The sequence below is a fragment of the Kitasatospora putterlickiae genome (assembly GCF_039527695.1).
Classification (GTDB): Bacteria; Actinomycetota; Actinomycetes; order Streptomycetales; family Streptomycetaceae; genus Kitasatospora; species Kitasatospora putterlickiae.
In genome coordinates this window covers 1-19,459 of sequence record NZ_BAAAKJ010000073.1, presented here as the reverse complement: position 1 = coordinate 19,459, position 19,459 = coordinate 1, and the positions used below count along the sequence as shown (strand labels likewise).

The window sequence follows — 19,459 nt, the reverse complement described above, 5'->3', positions numbered from 1 at the left end:
CTGCGCACCCTTCTGAGCACCCTCTCGGACTCCCCCCTCAACTCCCTCCCGACCAGCACCGAGGAGCAGCAGCCATGGTGACCACCACCTCCGTCGACCTCACCGACCCCGCCCTGTGGGCGCGCCCCGAGACCCCGGAGCTGGTCGCCGAACTGCGCGCCGAGGCGCCCGTGCACCGCACCGACACCGTCGACGACGGGGCCATCTGGTCGGTGATGACCTACCGCGAGTCGGCCGAGGTGCTGCGCAACGCCGCCGTGTTCAGTTCGGAGTCCGGCTCGCTGCTGGGCGCCGGCGTCGGCAACGTCCCGGTCGGTTCGGGCCGGATGATGGCCCTCACCGACCCGCCCCGGCACCGCGAACTGCGGGCCCCCGCGAACCCGTTCTTCTCCAAGGGCGGGGTGCGCGGCGCCTCCCGGTCGATCGCCGACCGGGCCGCCGAGCTCTTCGACCGGGCCGTGGAGCAGGGTGAGGCGGACCTGGTCGACGTGGTCTCGGCGCTGCCGCTGGCGGTGATGTGCGACCTGCTGGACGTCCCGGAGAAGGACCGCGACATGGTGGTCCGGGTCTGCGACGTGGCGTTCCTCGGCGCGACTCCGGAGGAACGCCGGGCCGGGCACCAGCAGTTGATTCCCTACCTGCTGCACCAGGTGATGCTGCGGCGCAGCGACCCGCGCGACGACCTCATCTCGATGATGGCCACCTACCGGGTGAACGGCCGGCTGCTGCCGGTCGAGGACGTCGTGCTCAACCTGGACAACATCGTGGTCGGCGGGGTCCAGACGGTCCGCCACACCGCCGCGATGGGGCTGCACACCCTGGTCAACCGCCCGGACCTGTGGCGGAGGTTGCAGCGGGGCGAGGTGTCCATGGACTCCGCCGTGGACGAGCTGCTGCGCTGGACCTCGGTCGGGCTGCACACGCTGCGCACGGCGACCAGGGACACCGAGCTGGCCGGGCGTCGGATCCGGCGCGGGGACCGGGTGGCGGTCTGGGTGTGGTCGGCGAACCGCGACCCGGAGGCCTTCGAGGCGCCGGAGGAGATCCGCCTCGACCGCTCGCCCAACAAGCACCTGGCGCTCGGCCTGGGCGCCCACTACTGCATCGGCGCGCCGCTGGCGAAGACGGAGCTGAGCGCGCTGTTCACGGCGGCGCTGGAGAAGGCGTCGGCGATCGAGCCGACCGGTCCGGCGGAGTACAACCGCTCGATCATCAACTTCGGTCTGGACCGTTTTCCGGTCCGTCTCACCCCCCGTTGACCCGCGCTCCGAACCACACCCGAACCACCCCTGCGACGAGGCCCGCGCAGGAGGACGGCAGTCCCGGAACTGCCGCTCTCCTGCCGGGCCTCGTGCCGCTTCCGGGCCGGCCACGCCCCTACCTTCGAATCACCGCACCACGACCACCACCGCACCACGACCACCACCTCACCGAGGAGACCACCGTGAGCAACCCGTTCGAGGACGACAACGCCGGCTACCTCGTGCTGGTCAACGACGAGAACCAGCACTCGCTCTGGCCCGTCTGGATCGACGTGCCGGCCGGCTGGACCACCGTCCACGGCGAGGCCCCCCGCCAGGAGTGCCTGGACTGGATCGAGGCCAACTGGACCGACATCCGTCCGGCCTCGCTGGTCGCCGGCCTCGACCGCCGGTGAGCGCCGCCATGGTCACCTGGGAGCTGAACCCCGGCCGCCCGGCCCTCGTCCGCGTGCCGGCCGTCGCCGACCTCGCCGAGGGCTGCGCCTGGCTGCGGGCGCACGAGGCCGAGCTGACCGCCGGGCTGCACGAGCACGGCACGGTCTTCCTGCGCGGCCTGCCGGTCGCCGCCACCGAGGACGTCGCCGCCGTCCGCGACGTGCTGATCCCCGAGCCCACCCCGTACCGGGAGAAGGCCACCCCTCGCAGCGACTTCGGCAACGGCGTCTTCTCGTCGACGGACCTGGCGGCGGCCCTGCCGATCCGGATGCACAACGAGAATAGCTACACGCTGACCTTCCCCGGCCGGCTGCTGTTCGCCTGCCTGATCGCCCCGGAGGAGGGCGGCGCGACCCCGACGGCGGACGTCCGCAAGGTCCTCGCCGCCCTGCCGCCGCACCTGGCCGAGCGCGGCCGCACCTCCGGCTGGACGCTCAGCCGCAGCTACTCGGAGTACGTCTCGCTGCCCTGGCGGACCGCCTTCGCCACCGAGGACCCCGCCGAGGTCGAGCGCTACTGCCGGGAGAACGGCATCTCCTGGGAGTGGCTGGAGGACGGAACCCTGCGCACCAGCCAGCTGCGCCCGGCCACCATCCACCACCCGCGCACCGGTGAGGAGGCCTGGTTCAACCACCTCGCCTTCTGGAACGAGTGGTCGCTGGACCCGGACATCCGGGAGGCCATGGTCGAGGAGTTCGGTCCGGACGGCCTGCCGTTCAACACCGGCTTCGGCGACGGCGAGCCGCTCACCCGTGAGGACGTCGCCGCGCTGAACGCCGCCTACCAGGCCGCCACCGTCCGGGAGACCTGGCAGGCCGGCGACGTGATGCTGGTCGACAACGTGCTCTGCGCGCACGGCCGCGACCCGTACCGCGGGGACCGGAGGATCGCCGTCGCGATGGGCGGCCCGGTCGACGTCCTCGACTGCCGCCCCTCGGTCCTGCCGACCACCGCCGTCGCCGCGTGACGGCGCCCCCCACCCGCCCGTGACGTGAGCAGAGGAAGCACCGTGATCCCGGTTTCGTACGCACAACAGCGTCTGTGGCTGATCGACCAGATCGAAGGGCCGACCGCGCTCTACAACCTGCCGTTCGCGGTCCGCCTGCGCGGCCCGCTCGACACCGCCGCGCTGCGTGCCGCGACGGCGGACGTGGTCGCCCGGCACGAGGCCCTGCGCACGGTGTTCCCGGTGGACGGGGAGGGTGTGCCGGTGCAGCACATCCTACCGCCCGAGGAGGCGTCGATCGCCTTCGCGACGGTGCGGTGCGCACCGGCCGGCTACCCGGCCCTGCGGGACGCCGAAGCCGCCCACACCTTCGACCTGAGCGCCGAACTCCCCATCCGGGTCACGGTCTTCTCTCTCACCCCGACCGACGGGGCGGACCCCGAGCACGTGCTGCTCGTGGTGCTGCACCACATCGCCGGCGACGGCTGGTCGCTCGGCCCGCTGCTGCGCGACCTCGCCGCCGCCTACACCGCCCGGCTCTCGGCCGCCGAGCCGCAGTGGGAGCCGCTGCCGGTCCAGTACGCCGACTACGCCCTGTGGCAGCGCGAGCTGCTCGGCGACGAGTCCGACCCGTACAGCCTGATGAGCCGTCAACTCGACTACTGGCGTGAAGTGTTGTCAGGTCTTCCGGAGGAGCTGGAGCTTCCGGCGGACCGCCCCCGCCCGCCCGCGCCGACCGGCGCCGCCGACGCCGTCCCGTTCGCCCTCCCGCCCGCGCTGCACGCCGCGCTCGCCGACCTCGCCCGCGGCCACCGCGCCACCCTGTTCGCCGTGCTCCAGGCGGGTCTGGCCGCGCTGTTCACCCGGCTCGGCGCCGGCACCGACATCCCGCTCGGCACCGGGGTGGCCGGCCGCTCCGACGAGGCGCTGAGCGACCTGGTCGGCTTCTTCGTCAACACCCTGGTGCTGCGCACCGACACGTCCGGCGACCCGTCGTTCGCCGAACTCCTGGGCCGGGTGCGGGAGTCCCAGCTGGACGCCTTCGCGCACCAGGACGTGCCGTTCGAGCGGCTGGTCGAGGAGGTCAACCCGGCCCGCGCGCTCGGCCGCCACCCGCTGTTCCAGACCCTGCTGGTGCTCCAGAACCACGAGGAGGGCGAACTCGGCCTGCCCGGGCTGGAGTCGGCGCCCGAGCCGCTCGGCCTGCGGGTCGCCAAGTTCGACCTGAACATCGGCGTCACCGAGCGGCGCGGCCCGGACGGCGCCCCGGCCGGCCTGGAGGGCTCGGTCGAGTACGCGGCCGACCTGTACGACCGCGCCACCGTCACCGCGCTGTTCGAACGCTTCGGCCGGCTGCTCGCCGCCGCGGCGGCCGACCCGCACGCGCCGATCGGGACCCTGGACATCCTGGCCCCCGAGGAGCGCGTCCGCCTCGCCGAGGAGTGGAACGCCACCGCCGCGCCCGTGCGCACCGGCTCGCTGCCCGCCCTGTTCGAGGACCGGGCCGCCCGCACCCCGGACGCGGTCGCCCTCGCCCACGACGGCGGCGCCGTCACGTACGCCGAACTCAACGCCCGCGCCAACCGGCTCGCCCATCACCTGGTCGCGGCGGGCGTCGGCCCCGAGTCGCCGGTCGCCCTGCTGATGGAGCGCTCGGTGGACCTGGTGGTCGCCACCCTCGCCGTGCTCAAGGCCGGCGGCTGCTACGTGCCGATGCACGCGAGCCTGCCGGCCGAGCGGATGAGCGCGCTGCTCGCCGACACCGCCGCGCCCGTTCTGCTCACCGACCGCGCCGATCCCGGCTTCGCGCACACCGCCACCGTGGTCCGCCCGGGCGACGAGGCCGACGCGCCCTCGCACGACCCCTCGGAACCGGTGCACCCGGACGAGCTGGCCTACGTGATGTTCACCTCCGGCTCCACCGGCACCCCCAAGGGCGTCGCCGTGCGCCACCGCGACGTCGTCGACCTCGCCGACGACCGCCGCTGGCGCGACGGCCGGCACGAGCGGATCCTGCTGCACTCCCCGCACGCCTTCGACGCCGCCACCTACGAGCTGTGGGCGCCGCTGCTGCACGGCGGCACGGTCGTCGTCGCCCCGCCCGGCACCCTGGACGCCGCCGCCCTGCACGCCCTCGCCACCCGGCACGGCGTCACCGCCGTCTTCCTCACCAAGGCCCTGTTCGACCTGGTCGCCGAGCAGGCCCCGGAGACCTTCCGCGCCCTGCGCACGGTCTGCACCGGCGGCGAGGCGGCGTCCGGCGTCCTGCTGCGCCGGGTCCTCGACCACTGCCCGGACCTGCTGCTCGCCCACGTCTACGGGCCCACCGAGGCCACCACCTTCGCCACCCACCACCCCCTGGTCCCCGCCGACCTGGACGGCGCCCGGGCACCGATCGGCCTGCCGCTGGACAACATGCGCGCCCACGTCCTGGACGCCCGCCTCCGGCCGGTGCCGCCCGGTGTGCCCGGCGAGCTGTACGTCGCCGGGGCGGGCCTGGCCCGCGGCTACTGGCGCCGGGCCGCGCTGACCGCCGAGCGCTTCGTCGCCGACCCGTACGACAAGGGCGGCCGGATGTACCGCACCGGGGACCTGGTGCGCCGCCGGGCCGACGGCGCCATCGAGTTCCTCGGCCGGATCGACGGCCAGGTCAAGCTGCGCGGCTTCCGGATCGAGCTGGGCGAGATCGAGGCCGCGCTCTCCCGCCACCCCGCCGTCCGCCAGGTCATCGTGATCGCCCGCGAGGACCGCCCCGGTGACACCCGCCTGGTCGGCTACTGCGCCGTGCCCGACGCCGGCGCCGACTCCGGACTCGGCGCCGAACTCAAGCGCTTCGCCGCCGACACGCTGCCCGGCTACATGGTCCCGTCCGCCGTCGTGGTGCTGCCCGCCCTGCCGCTGAACGCCAACGGCAAGGTCGACCGGCGCGCCCTGCCCGCTCCCGAGCTCGGCTCCGACGCCACCGGCCGCGCCCCGCGCGACGAGCGCGAGCGGGCCCTGTGCGCGCTGTTCGGCGAACTCCTCGGCCTCGACGACGTCACCGTCGACGACGACTTCTTCGCCCTCGGCGGCCACTCCCTGCTGGCCACCCGCCTGGTCGGCCGGGTGCGCGCCGAACTCGGCGCCGAACTCGCCATCGGCGACCTCTTCCAGGCGCCGACCGTGGCCGCCCTCGCCGCCCGGATCGCCGGTGCCCCGGCCCGCCCGGCGCTGCGGCCCGAGCCGCGCCCCGAGCACCTGCCGGTCTCGTTCGCCCAGCGCCGTCTCTGGTTCCTCGGCGAGGCCGAGGGCCCCGCCGCCACCTACAACGTCACCCTCGCCCTGCGGCTGACCGGCCCGCTGGACACCGCCGCCCTGGAAGCCGCCCTCGGTGACGTCGCCGCCCGCCACGAGTCCCTGCGCACCGTCTTCGCCGAACACGACGGCGTGCCCCACCAGCGGGTGCTGGCCGCGCCGCCCGCGCCGCTGCTCACCGTCACCGACCGCCCCGCGCAGGACCTCGTCCAGCACACCTTCGACCTGGCGACGGACGTCCCGCTGCACGCCTACCTGCGTGCCGAGGGCCCCGAGGAGCACGTCCTCACCCTGGTGATGCACCACATCGCCAGCGACGGCTGGTCGCTGCGCCCGCTGTTCCGCGACCTCGCCGAGGCCTACACCGCCCGCCGCGAGGGCGCCGCGCCGCAGTGGTCCCCGCTGCCCGTCCAGTACGCCGACTACACCCTCTGGCAGTACCGGCTGCTCGGCGCCGACACCGACCCCGGTTCGCTGCTCAGCGGCCAACTCGCCCACTGGCGCGAGGCCCTGGCCGGCCTGCCGGACGAGCTGCCGCTGCCGCTGGACCGTCCGCGCCCGTCGGTGCCGACCCACCGCGGCGACGTCGTCGAACTGGAGCTCGACGCCGCCCTGCACGCCCGGCTCGCCGCGCTGGCCGCCGAGCGCGGGGCCACCCTGTTCATGGTGCTCCAGGCCGCCTACGCCGCGCTGCTGCACCGCTTCGGCGCCGGCGACGACCTGCCGATCGGCACCCCGCTGGCCGGCCGGCTGGACACCGCGCTGGACGACCTGGTCGGCTTCTTCGCCAACACGCTGGTGCTGCGCACCGACCTGAGCGGCGCGCCGACCTTCGCCGAACTGCTGGACCGGGTCCGGCAGGCCGACCTGGCCGCCTACGCCCACCAGGACGTGCCGTTCGAGCGGCTGGTCGAGGAGCTGAACCCGGTCCGCACACTGGCCCGGCACCCGCTGTTCCAGGTGATGATCGCCTTCGACAACACCGCGGGCGGCGGCCCCGCCTTCCCCGGCACCCGGGCCGTTTACGAGCCGCTCGGCCTGCCCAGCACGCCCTTCGACCTCACGCTCAACCTCTCCGAGCGCCACCACCCCGACGGCACCCCGGCCGGGGTCCACGGCGGCCTGGAGTTCGCCGTCGACCTGTTCGACCGCGCCACCGCCGAACGGCTCGCCGCCGCGCTGGTCCACCTGCTGGCGCAGGCCGCCGAGCACCCGCACCGGCCGGTCGCCGACCTGGACGTGCTCGGCGCGGCGGGCCACGCGGCGCTCGCCCGCTGGCACGACACCGCCCGCCCCGGCGGCGAGCCGCTCCTCCCGGCCGTCTTCGCCGCCCAGGCCGCCGCCACCCCGGACGCGACCGCCCTGGTCTTCGGCGAACTGCGGCTGAGCTACGCCGAGTTGGACGCCCGGGTGAACCGCCTCGCGCACGGCCTGGCCGGCGCCGGCATCGGCCCCGAGTCGCTGGTCGCGCTGGCGCTGCCCCGCTCGGCCGAGTCGGTGGTCTCCCTGCTCGCCGTGCTCAAGGCCGGCGCCGCCTTTCTGCCGCTGGACGCCGACTACCCGAGCGAGCGGCTCGCCCACATGCTCGCCGACGCCCGCCCGGCCGCCGTGCTGAGCACGGACGAGTGGCCGCTGCCCGAGGTGCTGGCCGGACTGACCGTGCTGCCCGCCGAGGCCGCCGCCTGGGCCGAACTGCCCGCCGGAGAGCCGGCCGTGCGGATCGACCCCGAGCACGCCGCCTACGTGATCTACACCTCCGGCTCCACCGGCCGCCCCAAGGGCGTCGTGGTCCGCCACGGCGGCCTCGCCAACCTGTACGCCTTCCACCGGGACGAAACCCTCGGGCTCGCCCGACAGGCCCGTCCCGGACGGCGGTTCACCTTCGCCTCGACCGCCTCGACGTCCTTCGACACCTTCCTCGAAGGGCTGCACTGGCTGGTCGCCGGCCAGGAGCTGCACCTGCTGGACGACGGCCTGCGCCGCGACGCCGCCGCCATCGTCCGCTACCTCGCCCGCACCGGCGCCGACGTCCTCGACGTCACCCCCGGCCAGGCCGAACGGCTGGTCGAGGAGGGCCTGCTCACCACCTGCCCGCCCGCCGTGCTGATCCTCGGCGGCGAGGCCTGCGGCCGGCACCTGTGGACCACGCTGTCCGCCGCCCCCGACACCCTGGTGCTCAACATCTACGGACCCACCGAGTGCACCGTCGACGCCCTGTACCACCGCCTCGACGCCACCGTGACCCGCCCGGTGATCGGCCGCCCGCTGCCCAACCTGCGCGCCCACCTGCTGGACGCGCGGCTGCGCCCGGTGCCCGTCGGCGTGCCCGGCGAGCTGTACCTGAGCGGCGCGGGCCTGGCCCGCGGCTACCTCGACCGCCCGGCGCTGACCGCCGAGCGCTTCGTCGCCGACCCCTTCGACGAGGGCGCCCGGATGTACCGCACCGGCGACCTCGCCCGGCGCCGCGCCGACGGCTCGGTGGAGTTCCTCGGCCGCACCGACCACCAGGTGAAGGTGCGCGGCTTCCGGATCGAGCCCGGCGAGATCGAGACCGTGCTGGCCGCCCGCCCGGACGTGCGGCAGGCCGCCGTCGTCCCGCACCGGGACGGCACGGCCGGCACCCGGCTGGTCGCCTACCTGGTCACCGACGCCGACCCGGCCGAACTGCGCGCCCACGCGGCCGCCGCCCTGCCCGACTACATGGTCCCGGCCGCCTTCGTGACCCTGGACGCGCTGCCGCTCAACGTCAACGGCAAGCTCGACCGGGCCGCCCTGCCCGCCCCCGACTTCGCCGCGACCGCCGGCGGCCGTACCGCCCGCACCGCCCGCGAGGAGATCCTCTGCGGCCTGTTCGCCGACGTGCTCGGCCTGCCCGGCGCAATCTCGATCGACGACGACTTCTTCGCCCTCGGCGGCCACTCGCTGCTCGCCACCAGGCTGCTCAGCCGGGTCCGCGCCACCCTCGGCGCCGAACTCGGCATCCGGGACGTCTTCGAGGCGCCCACCGTCGCCGGCCTCGCCGAACGCCTCGACGGCGCCGACGCCCGGCCCGCGCTCACCGCCGGCGAGCGCCCCGATCGGCTGCCGCTCTCCTCCGCCCAGCGGCGGCTCTGGCTGATCGACCGGCTGGAGGGCCCCAGCGCCCTCTACAACATGCCGCTCGCGCTGCGGCTGACCGGCGAACTCGACCGGGACGCGCTCACGGCCGCCCTCGGCGACCTGGCCGCCCGGCACGAGAGCCTGCGCACCGTCATCGCCGAGCACGACGGCGAACCGTACCAGCGGATCCTCACCGGGACCGCCGTGCCGGTCGAACTCCTCGACTGCGCACCGGAGTCCGTCGAGGCCGAGGTCGACCGCGCCGCCCGCCGCCCCTTCGACCTGGCCGCCGAACCGCCCGTCCGGGTCACCCTGCTGCGCGTCGCCGAGGACGATCACGTGCTGGTCGTCGCCCTGCACCACATCGTCGGCGACGGCTGGTCGATGGGGCCGCTGCTGCGCGACCTCACCGAGGCCTACACCCTGCGCCTGGGCGGCGAGCCGCCGGTGCGCGCCGCGCTCGCCGTCCAGTACGCCGACTACGCGCTCTGGCAGCGCGCACTGCTCGGCGAGGAGGCCGACCCGCAGAGCCTGCTCGCCCGCCAACTCGCCTACTGGCGCGAGACGCTGGCCGATCTCCCGGAGGAGATCGCGCTGCCCGTCGACCGCCCGCGCGGCGCCCGCGCCGACCACCGGGGCGGCCGGGTCGCGCTGCCGATCGACGCCGGACTCCACCGCGCGCTGGTCGCGTTGTCCCGCGAGCACCGGGTCACCCTCTTCATGACCTGCCAGGCCGCGCTGGCCGCGCTGCTCACCCGCCTGGGCGCCGGCACCGACGTGCCGATCGGCTCGGTGGTCGCCGGACGCTCGGACGAGGCGTTGGACGAGCTGGTCGGCTTCTTCGTCAACACCCTGGTGCTGCGCACCGACACGTCGGGCAACCCGTCCTTCGCCGAACTCCTGGGCCGGGTCCGGGAGACCGGCCTCGGCGCCTACGCCCACCAGGACGTGCCGTTCGAGCGCCTGGTCGAGGAGTTGAACCCGGCCCGGTCGCTGGCCCGGCATCCGCTGTTCCAGGTCGCGATGGTCCTCCAGTCCACCGGCGAAGGCGAGTTGGACCTGCCCGGCCTGACCGTCGAGGCGCTGCCCTCGGACACCGGCGTCGCCAAGTTCGACCTGAACGTCACCCTGGAGGAGTTCTTCGGCCCCGACGGCGCCCCCGCCGGCCTGGACTGCGCGATCGACTACGCCACCGACCTGTTCGACCGGGAGACGGTGGAGGCGATCGCCGCCCGCTTCGGCCGGCTGCTGACCGCCGTCGTGGCGGACCCGCGGCGGCCGATCGGCCGGGCCGACCTGCTCGACGACCGCGAGCGGGCCGAACTCCTCGGAGGTCACCGCCCGTTGCCCGACTCCGTGCCGACGGTCACCGAGGCCTTCGCGGCGCAGACGGCGGCCACCCCGGACGCGACCGCCCTGGTCTTCGGCGAACTGCGGCTGGACTACGCGGAACTGGACGCCCGCGCCAACCGCCTCGCCCACGGCCTGCTGGCCGCCGGCATCGGCGCGGAGTCCGTGGTCGCGCTCGCCCTGCCCCGCTCGGCGGACACCGTCGTCGCCCAGCTCGCCGTGCTCAAGGCCGGTGCGGCCTTCCTGCCGCTGGACGCCGAGTACCCGCGCGAGCGCACCGCCCACATGCTCGCCGACGCCCGCCCCGCCGCCGTGCTCACCACCGGGGGCTGGCCGCTGCCCGAGGTCCTCGACGGCCTGACCGTGCTCCCCGCCGACGCCGCCGCCTGGGCCGACCGGCCCGCCGAGCGGCCCGCCGTCCGCATCGAGGCGGCGCACGCCGCCTACGTCATCTACACCTCGGGCTCCACCGGTCGGCCCAAGGGCGTGGTGGTGACCCACGGTTCGATCGCCGCGCTGCTGGCCCACCACCGGGCCGAGACCTTCGGCGAGCCCGAGCGGGCGCACGGCCGGCTGAGCGTCGCGCTGACCGCCTCGCTCTGCTTCGACGCCTCCTGGGACGGCCTGCTGTGGATGATGGCCGGGCACGAGCTGCACCTGATCGGCGACGACCTGCGCCGCGACGCCGCCGCCCTGGTCCGCTACGTCCACGCCGGCGGTGTCGGCGTCGTCAACGTCACCCCGAGCTACGCCGAACAGCTGGTCACCGAAGGCCTGCTGGACGGTGAAGCGGCCCCGAAGGTGGTGCTGCTCGGCGGCGAGGCGGTCGGTCAGGCCCTGTGGACCAGACTGCGCGAGGCCCCGCACACCACCGGCCACAACCTCTACGGCCCCACCGAGTCCACCGTCGACGCCCTGCTCCAGTCCTACGCCGACTCCGACCGCCCCTCGCTCGGCCGCACCGTGCTCGGCACCCGCGCCCGCGTCCTCGACGAGCACCTGAACCCGGTCCCGCCCGGGGTCCCCGGCGAGCTGTACCTGTCCGGCGCGGGCCTGGCCCGCGGCTACCTGGGCCGGGCCGCGCTGACCGCCGAGCGCTTCGTCGCCGACCCCTTCGACGAGGGCGCCCGGATGTACCGCACCGGCGACCTGGTCCGCCGCACCCGCGACGGCGGCCTCGACTACCTGGGCCGCACCGACCACCAGGTGAAGATCCGCGGCTTCCGCGTCGAACCCGGCGAGATCGAGCAGGCCCTGGCCCGCCACGGGAGCGTCCGCCAGGCCGTGGTCACCGTGCACGAGAGCGCCGACGGGGACCGCCGGCTGGTCGCCCACTGCGCCACCGGCGCCACGCCGAGTCCCGAACTCGCCCAGGAGATCCGCCGGTCCGCCGCCGCATGGCTGCCCGCCCACATGGTCCCGGCCGCCGTCGTGACCCTGGAGGCCCTCCCGCTGACCGGCAGCGGCAAGATCGACCGAAACGCCCTGCCCGCCCCGGACCTCACCCTCTTCACCGGCGGGTGGGCGGCCCGCACCGCCCGCGAGGAACTGCTCTGCGGCCTGGTCGGCGAAGTCCTCGGCCTGCCCGGCGCCGTCTCGATCGACGACGACTTCTTCGCGCTCGGCGGCCACTCGCTGCTGGCCATGAAGCTGGCCGGCCGGGTCCGCTCGGTGCTCGGCGCCGAACTCGGCATCCGGGACGTCTTCGAGGCGCCGACCGTCGCCGGCCTCGCCGAGCGCCTGGACGGCGGCGCCGAGGCCCGGCCCGCGCTCACCGCCGGCGAGCGCCCCGAGCGCCTGCCGCTCTCCTCCGCCCAGCGCCGGCTCTGGCTGATCGACCGGATGGAGGGCCCCAGCGCCCTCTACAACCTGCCGCTCGCCCTGCGGATCGGCGGCCCGCTCGACCCCGGCGTGCTGGCCGCCGCGCTGGCCGAGGTGGTCGCCCGGCACGAGAGCCTGCGCACGGTGATCGCCGAGCAGGACGGCGAGCCGTACCAGCGGATCATCCCGGCCGACCGGGCCCGCGTCCCCTTCGAGCACCGCGCCACCCCGCCCGCCGACCCGGCGGCCGCGCCAGCCGACCGCGCGGCGCTGCCCTTCGACCTCGCCGCCGACCTGCCGATCCGCGCCCACCTCCTCCCGGCGGGCGACGACACCGGCGACCACCTGCTGCTCCTCGTGCTGCACCACATCGCCGGTGACGGCCGGTCGATGGAGCCGCTGCTCGGCGACCTCGCCGCCGCCTACGCCGCGCACCGCGACGGCGCCGCGCCCGCCTGGCGCCGGCTGCCGGTCCAGTACGCCGACTACGCGCTCTGGCAGCGCGGACTGCTCGGTGACGAGGCCGACCCGCGGAGCCCGGCCGCCCGCCAGCTCGCCTACTGGCGCGACACCCTGGCCGGCCTGCCGGAGGAGACCGCGCTGCCCGTCGACCGCCCCCGGCGCGCCGACAGCGGCCACCGCGGCGACCGCGTCGTCCTGCCGCTCGGCGCCGAGCTCCACCGCGCGCTGGTCGCGTTGTCCCGCGAGCACCGGGTGACGATGTTCATGACCCTGCAGGCCGGGCTGGCCGCGCTGCTCACCCGTCTGGGCGCCGGCACCGACGTGCCGATCGGCTCGGTGGTCGCCGGGCGCTCGGACGAGGCGTTGGACGACCTGGTCGGCTTCTTCGTCAACACCCTGGTGCTGCGCACCGACACCTCCGGCGACCCGGCCTTCACCGAGTTGCTGCGCCGCGTCCGGGAGGCCCAACTCGACGCGCACGCCCACCAGGACGTGCCGTTCGAGCGGCTGGTCGAGGAGCTGAACCCGGCCCGCTCGCTCGCCCGCCACCCGCTGTTCCAGGTGATGCTGCTCCTGGAGGGCGCGGGTCAGAGCGCCACCGGCGGCGACGCCCCGCTCGACCTGGCCGGCCTGTCGGCGACGATCGAACCGGTCGGCGGCCACGTCGCCAAGTTCGACCTCTCCATCGGCATGGGGGAGACCTTCGGCCCCGACGGCGCCCCCGCCGGCCTGGAGTGCGCGATCGACTACGCCACCGACCTGTTCGACCGGGAGACGGTGGAGGCGATCGCCGCCCGCTTCGGCCGGCTGCTGACCGCCGTGGCGGCGGACCCGCAGCGGCCGATCGGCCGGGCGGACCTGCTCGACGACCGCGAGCGCGCCGAACTCCTGCCCGATGCCGAGGAGTTGCCCGCCGAGGTGCCGCTGCTCCCGGCCGCCTTCGCCGCGCAGGCGGCCCGCACCCCCGGGGCGACCGCGCTGGTCTCCGGCGACACCAGGCTGAGCTTCGCCGACCTGGACGCCCGCGCCGAGCACCTCGCCGCCCGGCTGCGCGCGGCCGGCGCCGGACCGGACGCGGTGGTCGCCCTGGCTGTGCCGCGCTCGGCGGAGACGGTGGTCGCCCTGCTCGCCGTCCTCAAGTCCGGCGCCGCCTCGCTCCCGCTGGACGCCGAGTACCCGGCCGACCGGACGGCGACGATGCTCGCCGACGCCGCGCCCGCCCTCGTCGTCACCGGCGACGGCTGGCCACTGCCGGAGCTGCTCGCCGGGCTGCCCACCCTGCCGGTGCACTCCACCGAACCGGTGGCCCCCGCCCCGGCACCCGCCGCCCCCGACCCGGCGCACGCCGCCTACGTCATCTACACCTCCGGCTCCACCGGACGGCCCAAGGGCGTGGTGGTGACCCACGGTTCGATCGCCGCGCTGCTGGCCCACCACCGGGCCGAGACCTTCGGCGAGGCCGAGCGCGCCCACGGCCGGCTGCGGGCCGCGCTGACCGCCTCGCTCTGCTTCGACGCCTCCTGGGACAGCCTGCTGTGGATGATCGCCGGTCACGAGCTGCACCTGATCGGTGACGAGCCGCGCCGCGACGCCGCCGCCCTGGTCCGGCACCTGCACGCCGCCGGGGTCGGCGCCGTCGGCCTCACCCCGAGCTACGCCGAACAGCTGGTCGCCGAAGGCCTGCTGGACGGCGAGGCTGCCCCGAGGGTGGTGCTGCTCGGCGGCGAGGCGGTCGGCCAGGCCCTGTGGAGCAGGCTGCGCGAGGCCCCGCACACCACGGCCCGCAACCTCTACGGCCCCACCGAGTCCACCGTCGACGCCCTCACCCACCCGTTCACCGCCACCGACCGACCCTCCCTCGGCCGGGCCGTACTCGGCACCCGCGCCCGCGTCCTCGACGAGCACCTGAACCCGGTCCCGCCCGGAGTCCCCGGCGAGCTGTACCTGTCCGGCGCGGGCCTGGCCCGCGGCTACCTGGGCCGCGCCGCGCTGACCGCCGAGCGCTTCGTCGCCGACCCGCACGACAACGGCGGCCGGATGTACCGCACCGGCGACCTGGTCCGCCGCACCCGCGACGGCGGCCTCGACTACCTCGGCCGCACCGACCACCAGGTCAAGATCCGCGGCTTCCGCGTCGAACCCGGCGAGATCGAGCACGTGCTCACCCGCCACCCCCGCGTCCGGGCCGCCACCGTGACGGCCCGCGAGGACGGCCCCGGCGGCCCCCGCCTGGTCGCCTACCTGGTCACCGACCCGCCCACCGGCGCCGACCCGGCCGAACTGCGGGCCTTCGCCGCCGAGTCGCTGCCCGGCCACATGGTCCCGACCGCGTTCGTGACGCTCGACGCCCTCCCGCTGACCGGCAGCGGCAAGGTCGACCGGCGCGCCCTGCCCGCCCCCGACCGCACCGCCTCACCCAACGGCCGCCCGCCCCGCACCCCGCGCGAGGAGGTGCTCCGCCGGCTCTTCGCCGAGGTCCTCGGCGTCCCCGCCGTCACCATCGACGACGGCTTCTTCGACCTCGGCGGTCACTCGCTGCTCGCCATGCGGCTGCTCGGGCGGGTGCGCGCCGTCCTCGGCGCCGAACTCGGCATGCGGGACGTCTTCGAGGCCCCGACGGTCGCCGGGCTGGCCCGCCGCCTGGACGCCGTCGACGGGACCCGCTCCGACGCCCTGGACGTGCTGCTCCCGCTGCGCGCCACCGGGGAGAGGGCCCCGCTGTTCTGCGTCCACCCCGCCGCCGGCATCAGCTGGGTCTACTCCGGCCTGCTGCGCCACCTGGACCCGCGGCGCCCGGTGTTCGGCCTCCAGGCCCGCGGCCTGCGCGGCGGCTCACCGGCCGCCGTCGCCGAGATCGCCGCGGACTACGTGCGGGAGATCCGCGCCGTCCGCCCGCAGGGCCCGTACCACCTGCTCGGCTGGTCGTTCGGCGCGGTGGTCGCCCAGGAGATGGCCGTCCAGCTCCAGACGGCGGGCCAGGAGGTCGCCCTGCTGGCCCTGCTCGACGGCCTCCCCGCCGGGGCCGTCCCCGAGCGGCACCCGGCCTCCGACGACCCGGTGGAGACCCTCGCCGAGCTGCTCGTCTCGCTCGGCTACGACCCGGCCGACGGGCGCGGACAGGAGGACCTGGCCACCCTGCTCGGCGAGGCCGCCGGGCTGCTGCCGGACGTCTTCGAGCACCACCGCAAGCTGATGGCCGAGCACGTGCCCGGCCACTACCGGGGCCCGGCCGTCTTCGTCGGCGCCACCGCCGACAAGCCCGCCGACTGGCCCTACGAGGCGGCCTGGGCCCGCTACCTGAGCGGCCCCGTCAGCGCCCACCGGATCGACTGCGCGCACGGCGCCCTGACCCAACCCGAGCCGCTCGCACGGATCGCCGCCGTGCTGGCCGACACGCTGGAGAGTGACCCGCGATGACCACGACCACCGCCCCGGTCGAGCCGCCCGTGCTGGACGACGGGCCGCGCCGCGGCCGCTGGGGCCTCTGGGCCCAGCCGGCCTTCCGCAACCTCTGGCTCGGCGAGACCACCAGCGGCCTCGGCACCGCCGTCGGCAACGTCGCCCTCGCCCTGGTCGCGGTGGTGACCCTGGGCGCCTCGCCGTTCATGGTCGGCGTGCTGACCGCCTCCGCCTGGGTCCCGTGGCTGTTTCTCGGCCTGCTGGCCGGCGCCTGGGTGGACCGCTGGCCCCGGCTGAAGGTGATGCTGGTCTGCGACCTGCTGCTGCTCGTGCTGTTCGGCAGCGTGCCGGTGGCCGGCTGGTTCGGCGCGCTGACCATGGCCCAGCTGATCGTGGTCGCCCTGCTGGCCGGCGCGGTGAAGGTGTTCTTCTCCACCGCCTACGGCGCCGTGCTGCCCGCGCTGGTCGCCAAGGAGGACCTGCTGGAGGCCAACGTCAAGCTGCGCTCGGGGGACTCGGCGGCGGAGATCGCCGGCCCCGGCCTGGCGGGCCTGCTCGCCCAGGCGTTCGGCGCGGCCAGCGGACTGCTCGCCGACGCGGTCACCTACCTGGTGTCGGCGCTCTGCGTGGGCACCATCAAGGTGAAGGAGACGCCGCCGCCGGTGGCCGAACGGCGCGGCATCCTGCGCGAGATCGGCGAGGGCGTGCGCTTCCTGGTCCACGACCCCCACCTGCGCACCCTGGCCGTGTTCGGCGCGGTCGGCAACCTCGGCCTGAACGGCATCCAGGCCGTGCAGACGGTCTTCCTGGTCCGCAGCGTCGGGGTCTCGCCCGGCGGCATCGGCGCCGTCTTCGCGGTGGTCTCGGTCGGCGGCCTGGCCGGGGCGGCCCTCGCCGGGCGGATCGCCCGCCGCTTCGGCACCGCCCGCGGCCTGCTGCTCTGCGAACTGGTCGCCGCCCCGTTCATCCTGCTGCTGCCGATGGCCGGCGCCCGGCTGCCGCTCGCGGTGAGCGCCGTCGCCTGGTCGGTCGCGGTCTGCGGGGTGATCGCCGGCAACGTCCTGGCGGGCAGCTTCTACCAGTCCTACTGCCCGCCCGCGATGATCGGCCGGATCCGGGCCAGCGCCTCCACCGTCAACTTCAGCGCGATCCCGGTCGGTGCCCTGCTCGGCGGCTGGCTGGGCGAGGTGCTCGGCGCCCGCACCACCATCTGGATCATGGCGGGCGTGCTGCTCTCGGCCGGCGCCGTCCTGCTGGCCAGCCCGCTGCGCGCCATGCGCGACTTCCCCGAGCGCCCCGACACCCTCTGATCCCCCGCTCCACCCACCCTCACCCTCCGGAGCCCCGCCATGACCCGCACCGCCCGCCCCCGCCGCTACCTGATGTGCCGTCCGACCCACTTCGAGGTCAGCTACGCGATCAACCCGTGGATGGACCCGGCCAAGCCCGTCGACACCGGCCTCGCGGTGGCCCAGTGGGAGCGCCTGTACGAGCTGTACGTCGAACTCGGCCACCGCGTCGACCTGATCGACCCGCTGCCCGGCCTGCCCGACATGGTGTACGCGGCGAACGGCGCCACCGTGGTCGACGGCCGGGTGCTCGGCGCCCGGTTCCGCGACGCCGAGCGGGCCGGGGAGGGCCCGGCGTACCTGGAGTGGTTCCGGGCCCGCGGCTTCACCACCCACGACCCGGTGCACGTCAACGAGGGCGAGGGCGACCTGCTGCTCACCGACCGCTGCCTGCTGGCCGGCCGGGGCTTTCGCAGCGTCTCCGCCGGGCACGCCGAGGCGCAGGAGTTCCTCGGCCGCCCGGTGGTCGGGCTCGACCTCGTCGACCCGCGCTTCTACCACCTGGACACCGCGCTCAGCGTGCTCGACGGCGACCGGATCATGTACTACCCGGGCGCGTTCTCGGCCGGCAGCCGGGCGGTGCTGCGCCGGCTCTTCCCGGACGCCGTGCTGGTGGAGGAGGAGGACGCCGAGGCGTTCGGGCTCAACGTGGCCAGCGACGGCCTGAACGTGGTGGTCCCGGAGCCGGCCACCGGGGTCGCGGCCAGGCTGCGCGCGCACGGCTACCGGCCGATCGGGATGGACCTGTCCGAGCTGCTGAAGGGCGGCGGCAGCGTCAAGTGCTGCACCCTGGAGATCCGCGAGGCCGTCTGACCTGCCCGGACGGCGATCGACACCCCGATCAACGCGGCCGGTCGACGCACGCTGCTCGTGCGTCGATCGGCCGTTGAACGCCCCTTGCCATGCTGATCACGTCAACAGGAGGACCCCCTCCCACCGGGGAGGACGACCCGAGGAGCAGTCATGGCGAAGCGTTCGACGATCGGCACCGCCCGGATCAGCCTGGCCGTCGCGGGCCTCGGCCTCGGCGCCCTGCTCGCCCTCGGCGCGGCCGGCACCGCGATGGCCGACGGCGCGGCGACCGGCGCGGGCACCGGCACCACCGCCCCCACCGCCACGCCGACCCCCACCCCGACCGACGGCAGCGGCCACTCGGACTGGAACAGCACCGGCTCCTGAGCCCCGGCAGCACCGACGGCCCGCCCGCAGAACCGTTTCTGCCCCCCCCGCTTGCACCTCACGGATCCACCAGCGCGAAGGCGGGCTCCGCCAGCAGCCCCGCCACCTCGGCGGCCTCCGGAAGCCCCAGTCGCCGGAAGATCGCGTACGCCTCCCGCAGCCGCGCCCCCGCCTCGGCCCCGCGCCCGAGGTCCGCCAGCGCGCAGCCCAGCACCACCAGCGCCTGCGCCTGGTCCCGCTCCGCCCCCAGCTCCACGCAGAGCGCCAACGCCTGCTCCGCGTGCTCCAGCGCCTCGTCCGCCCGGCCCAGCTCGCGCAGCGAGTCCGCCAGCCGGTAGCGCGCGTGCGCCGCCCGGTCCCGCAGCCCGGCCGCCACCGACACCGTCAGGCACTCGCCGAACCAGGTCACCGCCTCCTCGTGCCGCCCCAGCGCGTGCAGCGCCAGCCCCAGCACGTACAGCGTGTACGCCCGGCCCGCGTCGTCCTGCCGGGTCCGCAGCTCGGCCAGCACCTCGTGGCAGATTGTCACCGCCTCGTCCGCCCGCCCGCTGCGCACCCGCGCCAGCGCCGCGTTCACCGTCGTCACCAGCGCGCCGGAGCGGTGCCCGAGCCGGTTGGCCAGCAGCAGCGCCTCGTCGTAGTGGTCCACCGCCTCGTCGTAGCGGCTCAGGAACTGGCAGATCAGCCCCAGGTCGTTGAGCGCCTGCCGGAGCACCACCGAGTCCTCGGCCGCGCGCGCCGCCTCCACGGCCCGCCGGGACGCCGCCTCGGCCGCGTCCAGCCGGGTCGCGGCCAGCGCGACGTTGCCGCGCAGGAAGTGCGCCCGCCCCTCGGCCCGGACGTCACCGTCCCGGGCGGACGCC

8 protein-coding genes are annotated in these 19,459 nt (G+C 75.6%); 7 read left to right on the top strand and 1 reads right to left on the bottom strand.

The genetic code is table 11. The features are described from left to right. Window positions 1–74 precede the first annotated feature (74 nt). The 7 genes from ABD308_RS08550 to ABD308_RS08520 all read left to right on the top strand — a co-directional run bounded on the left by ABD308_RS08550 (window position 75) and on the right by ABD308_RS08520 (window position 18,596). On the top strand, window positions 75–1,259 hold the full coding sequence (locus tag ABD308_RS08550; protein ID WP_344330129.1) for a cytochrome P450: 1,185 nt from the start codon (window positions 75–77) through the stop codon (window positions 1,257–1,259). Between the two features lie 185 nt (window positions 1,260–1,444). Then, window positions 1,445–1,657 (top strand): MbtH family protein, encoded by a 213-nt coding sequence (locus ABD308_RS08545; protein ID WP_344330127.1) that lies wholly within the window; start codon window positions 1,445–1,447, stop codon window positions 1,655–1,657. A gap of 8 nt (window positions 1,658–1,665) precedes the next feature. Further along, entirely contained in the window at window positions 1,666–2,664 is a 999-nt protein-coding gene (locus tag ABD308_RS08540; RefSeq protein WP_344330134.1) for a TauD/TfdA family dioxygenase, read from the top strand. Window positions 2,665–2,706: 42 nt separating this feature from the next. Then, window positions 2,707–16,086 (top strand): non-ribosomal peptide synthetase, encoded by a 13,380-nt coding sequence (locus ABD308_RS08535; protein ID WP_344330125.1) that lies wholly within the window; start codon window positions 2,707–2,709, stop codon window positions 16,084–16,086. Then, a complete protein-coding gene (locus tag ABD308_RS08530) occupies window positions 16,083–17,378 on the top strand; it encodes an MFS transporter (protein ID WP_344330124.1) in 1,296 nt (431 codons plus the stop codon). The genes ABD308_RS08535 and ABD308_RS08530 overlap by 4 nt, the downstream gene beginning before the upstream one ends. A gap of 39 nt (window positions 17,379–17,417) precedes the next feature. Beyond that, the gene (ddaH, locus tag ABD308_RS08525) at window positions 17,418–18,230 is read left to right on the top strand and encodes a dimethylargininase (protein WP_344330121.1); all 813 of its coding nucleotides are present in this window, start codon (window positions 17,418–17,420) and stop codon (window positions 18,228–18,230) included. A gap of 150 nt (window positions 18,231–18,380) precedes the next feature. Further along, the gene (locus ABD308_RS08520) at window positions 18,381–18,596 is read left to right on the top strand and encodes a hypothetical protein (protein ID WP_344330116.1); all 216 of its coding nucleotides are present in this window, start codon (window positions 18,381–18,383) and stop codon (window positions 18,594–18,596) included. A 58-nt stretch (window positions 18,597–18,654) separates the two neighbouring features. On the opposite strand, the gene ABD308_RS08515 is transcribed toward ABD308_RS08520, so the two are convergent. Next, window positions 18,655–19,459 (bottom strand): tetratricopeptide repeat protein (locus tag ABD308_RS08515; RefSeq protein WP_344330112.1); only part of this gene is annotated, 805 nt, incomplete at its 5' end.

Coding starts and splice junctions, on each gene's coding strand:
- ABD308_RS08550 (WP_344330129.1), top strand. CDS start 75: ATGGTGACCACCACCTCCGTCGACCTCACCGACCCCGCCCTGTGGGCG.
- ABD308_RS08540 (WP_344330134.1), top strand. CDS start 1,666: ATGGTCACCTGGGAGCTGAACCCCGGCCGCCCGGCCCTCGTCCGCGTG.
- ABD308_RS08530 (WP_344330124.1), top strand. CDS start 16,083: ATGACCACGACCACCGCCCCGGTCGAGCCGCCCGTGCTGGACGACGGG.
- ddaH (WP_344330121.1), top strand. CDS start 17,418: ATGACCCGCACCGCCCGCCCCCGCCGCTACCTGATGTGCCGTCCGACC.
- ABD308_RS08520 (WP_344330116.1), top strand. CDS start 18,381: ATGGCGAAGCGTTCGACGATCGGCACCGCCCGGATCAGCCTGGCCGTC.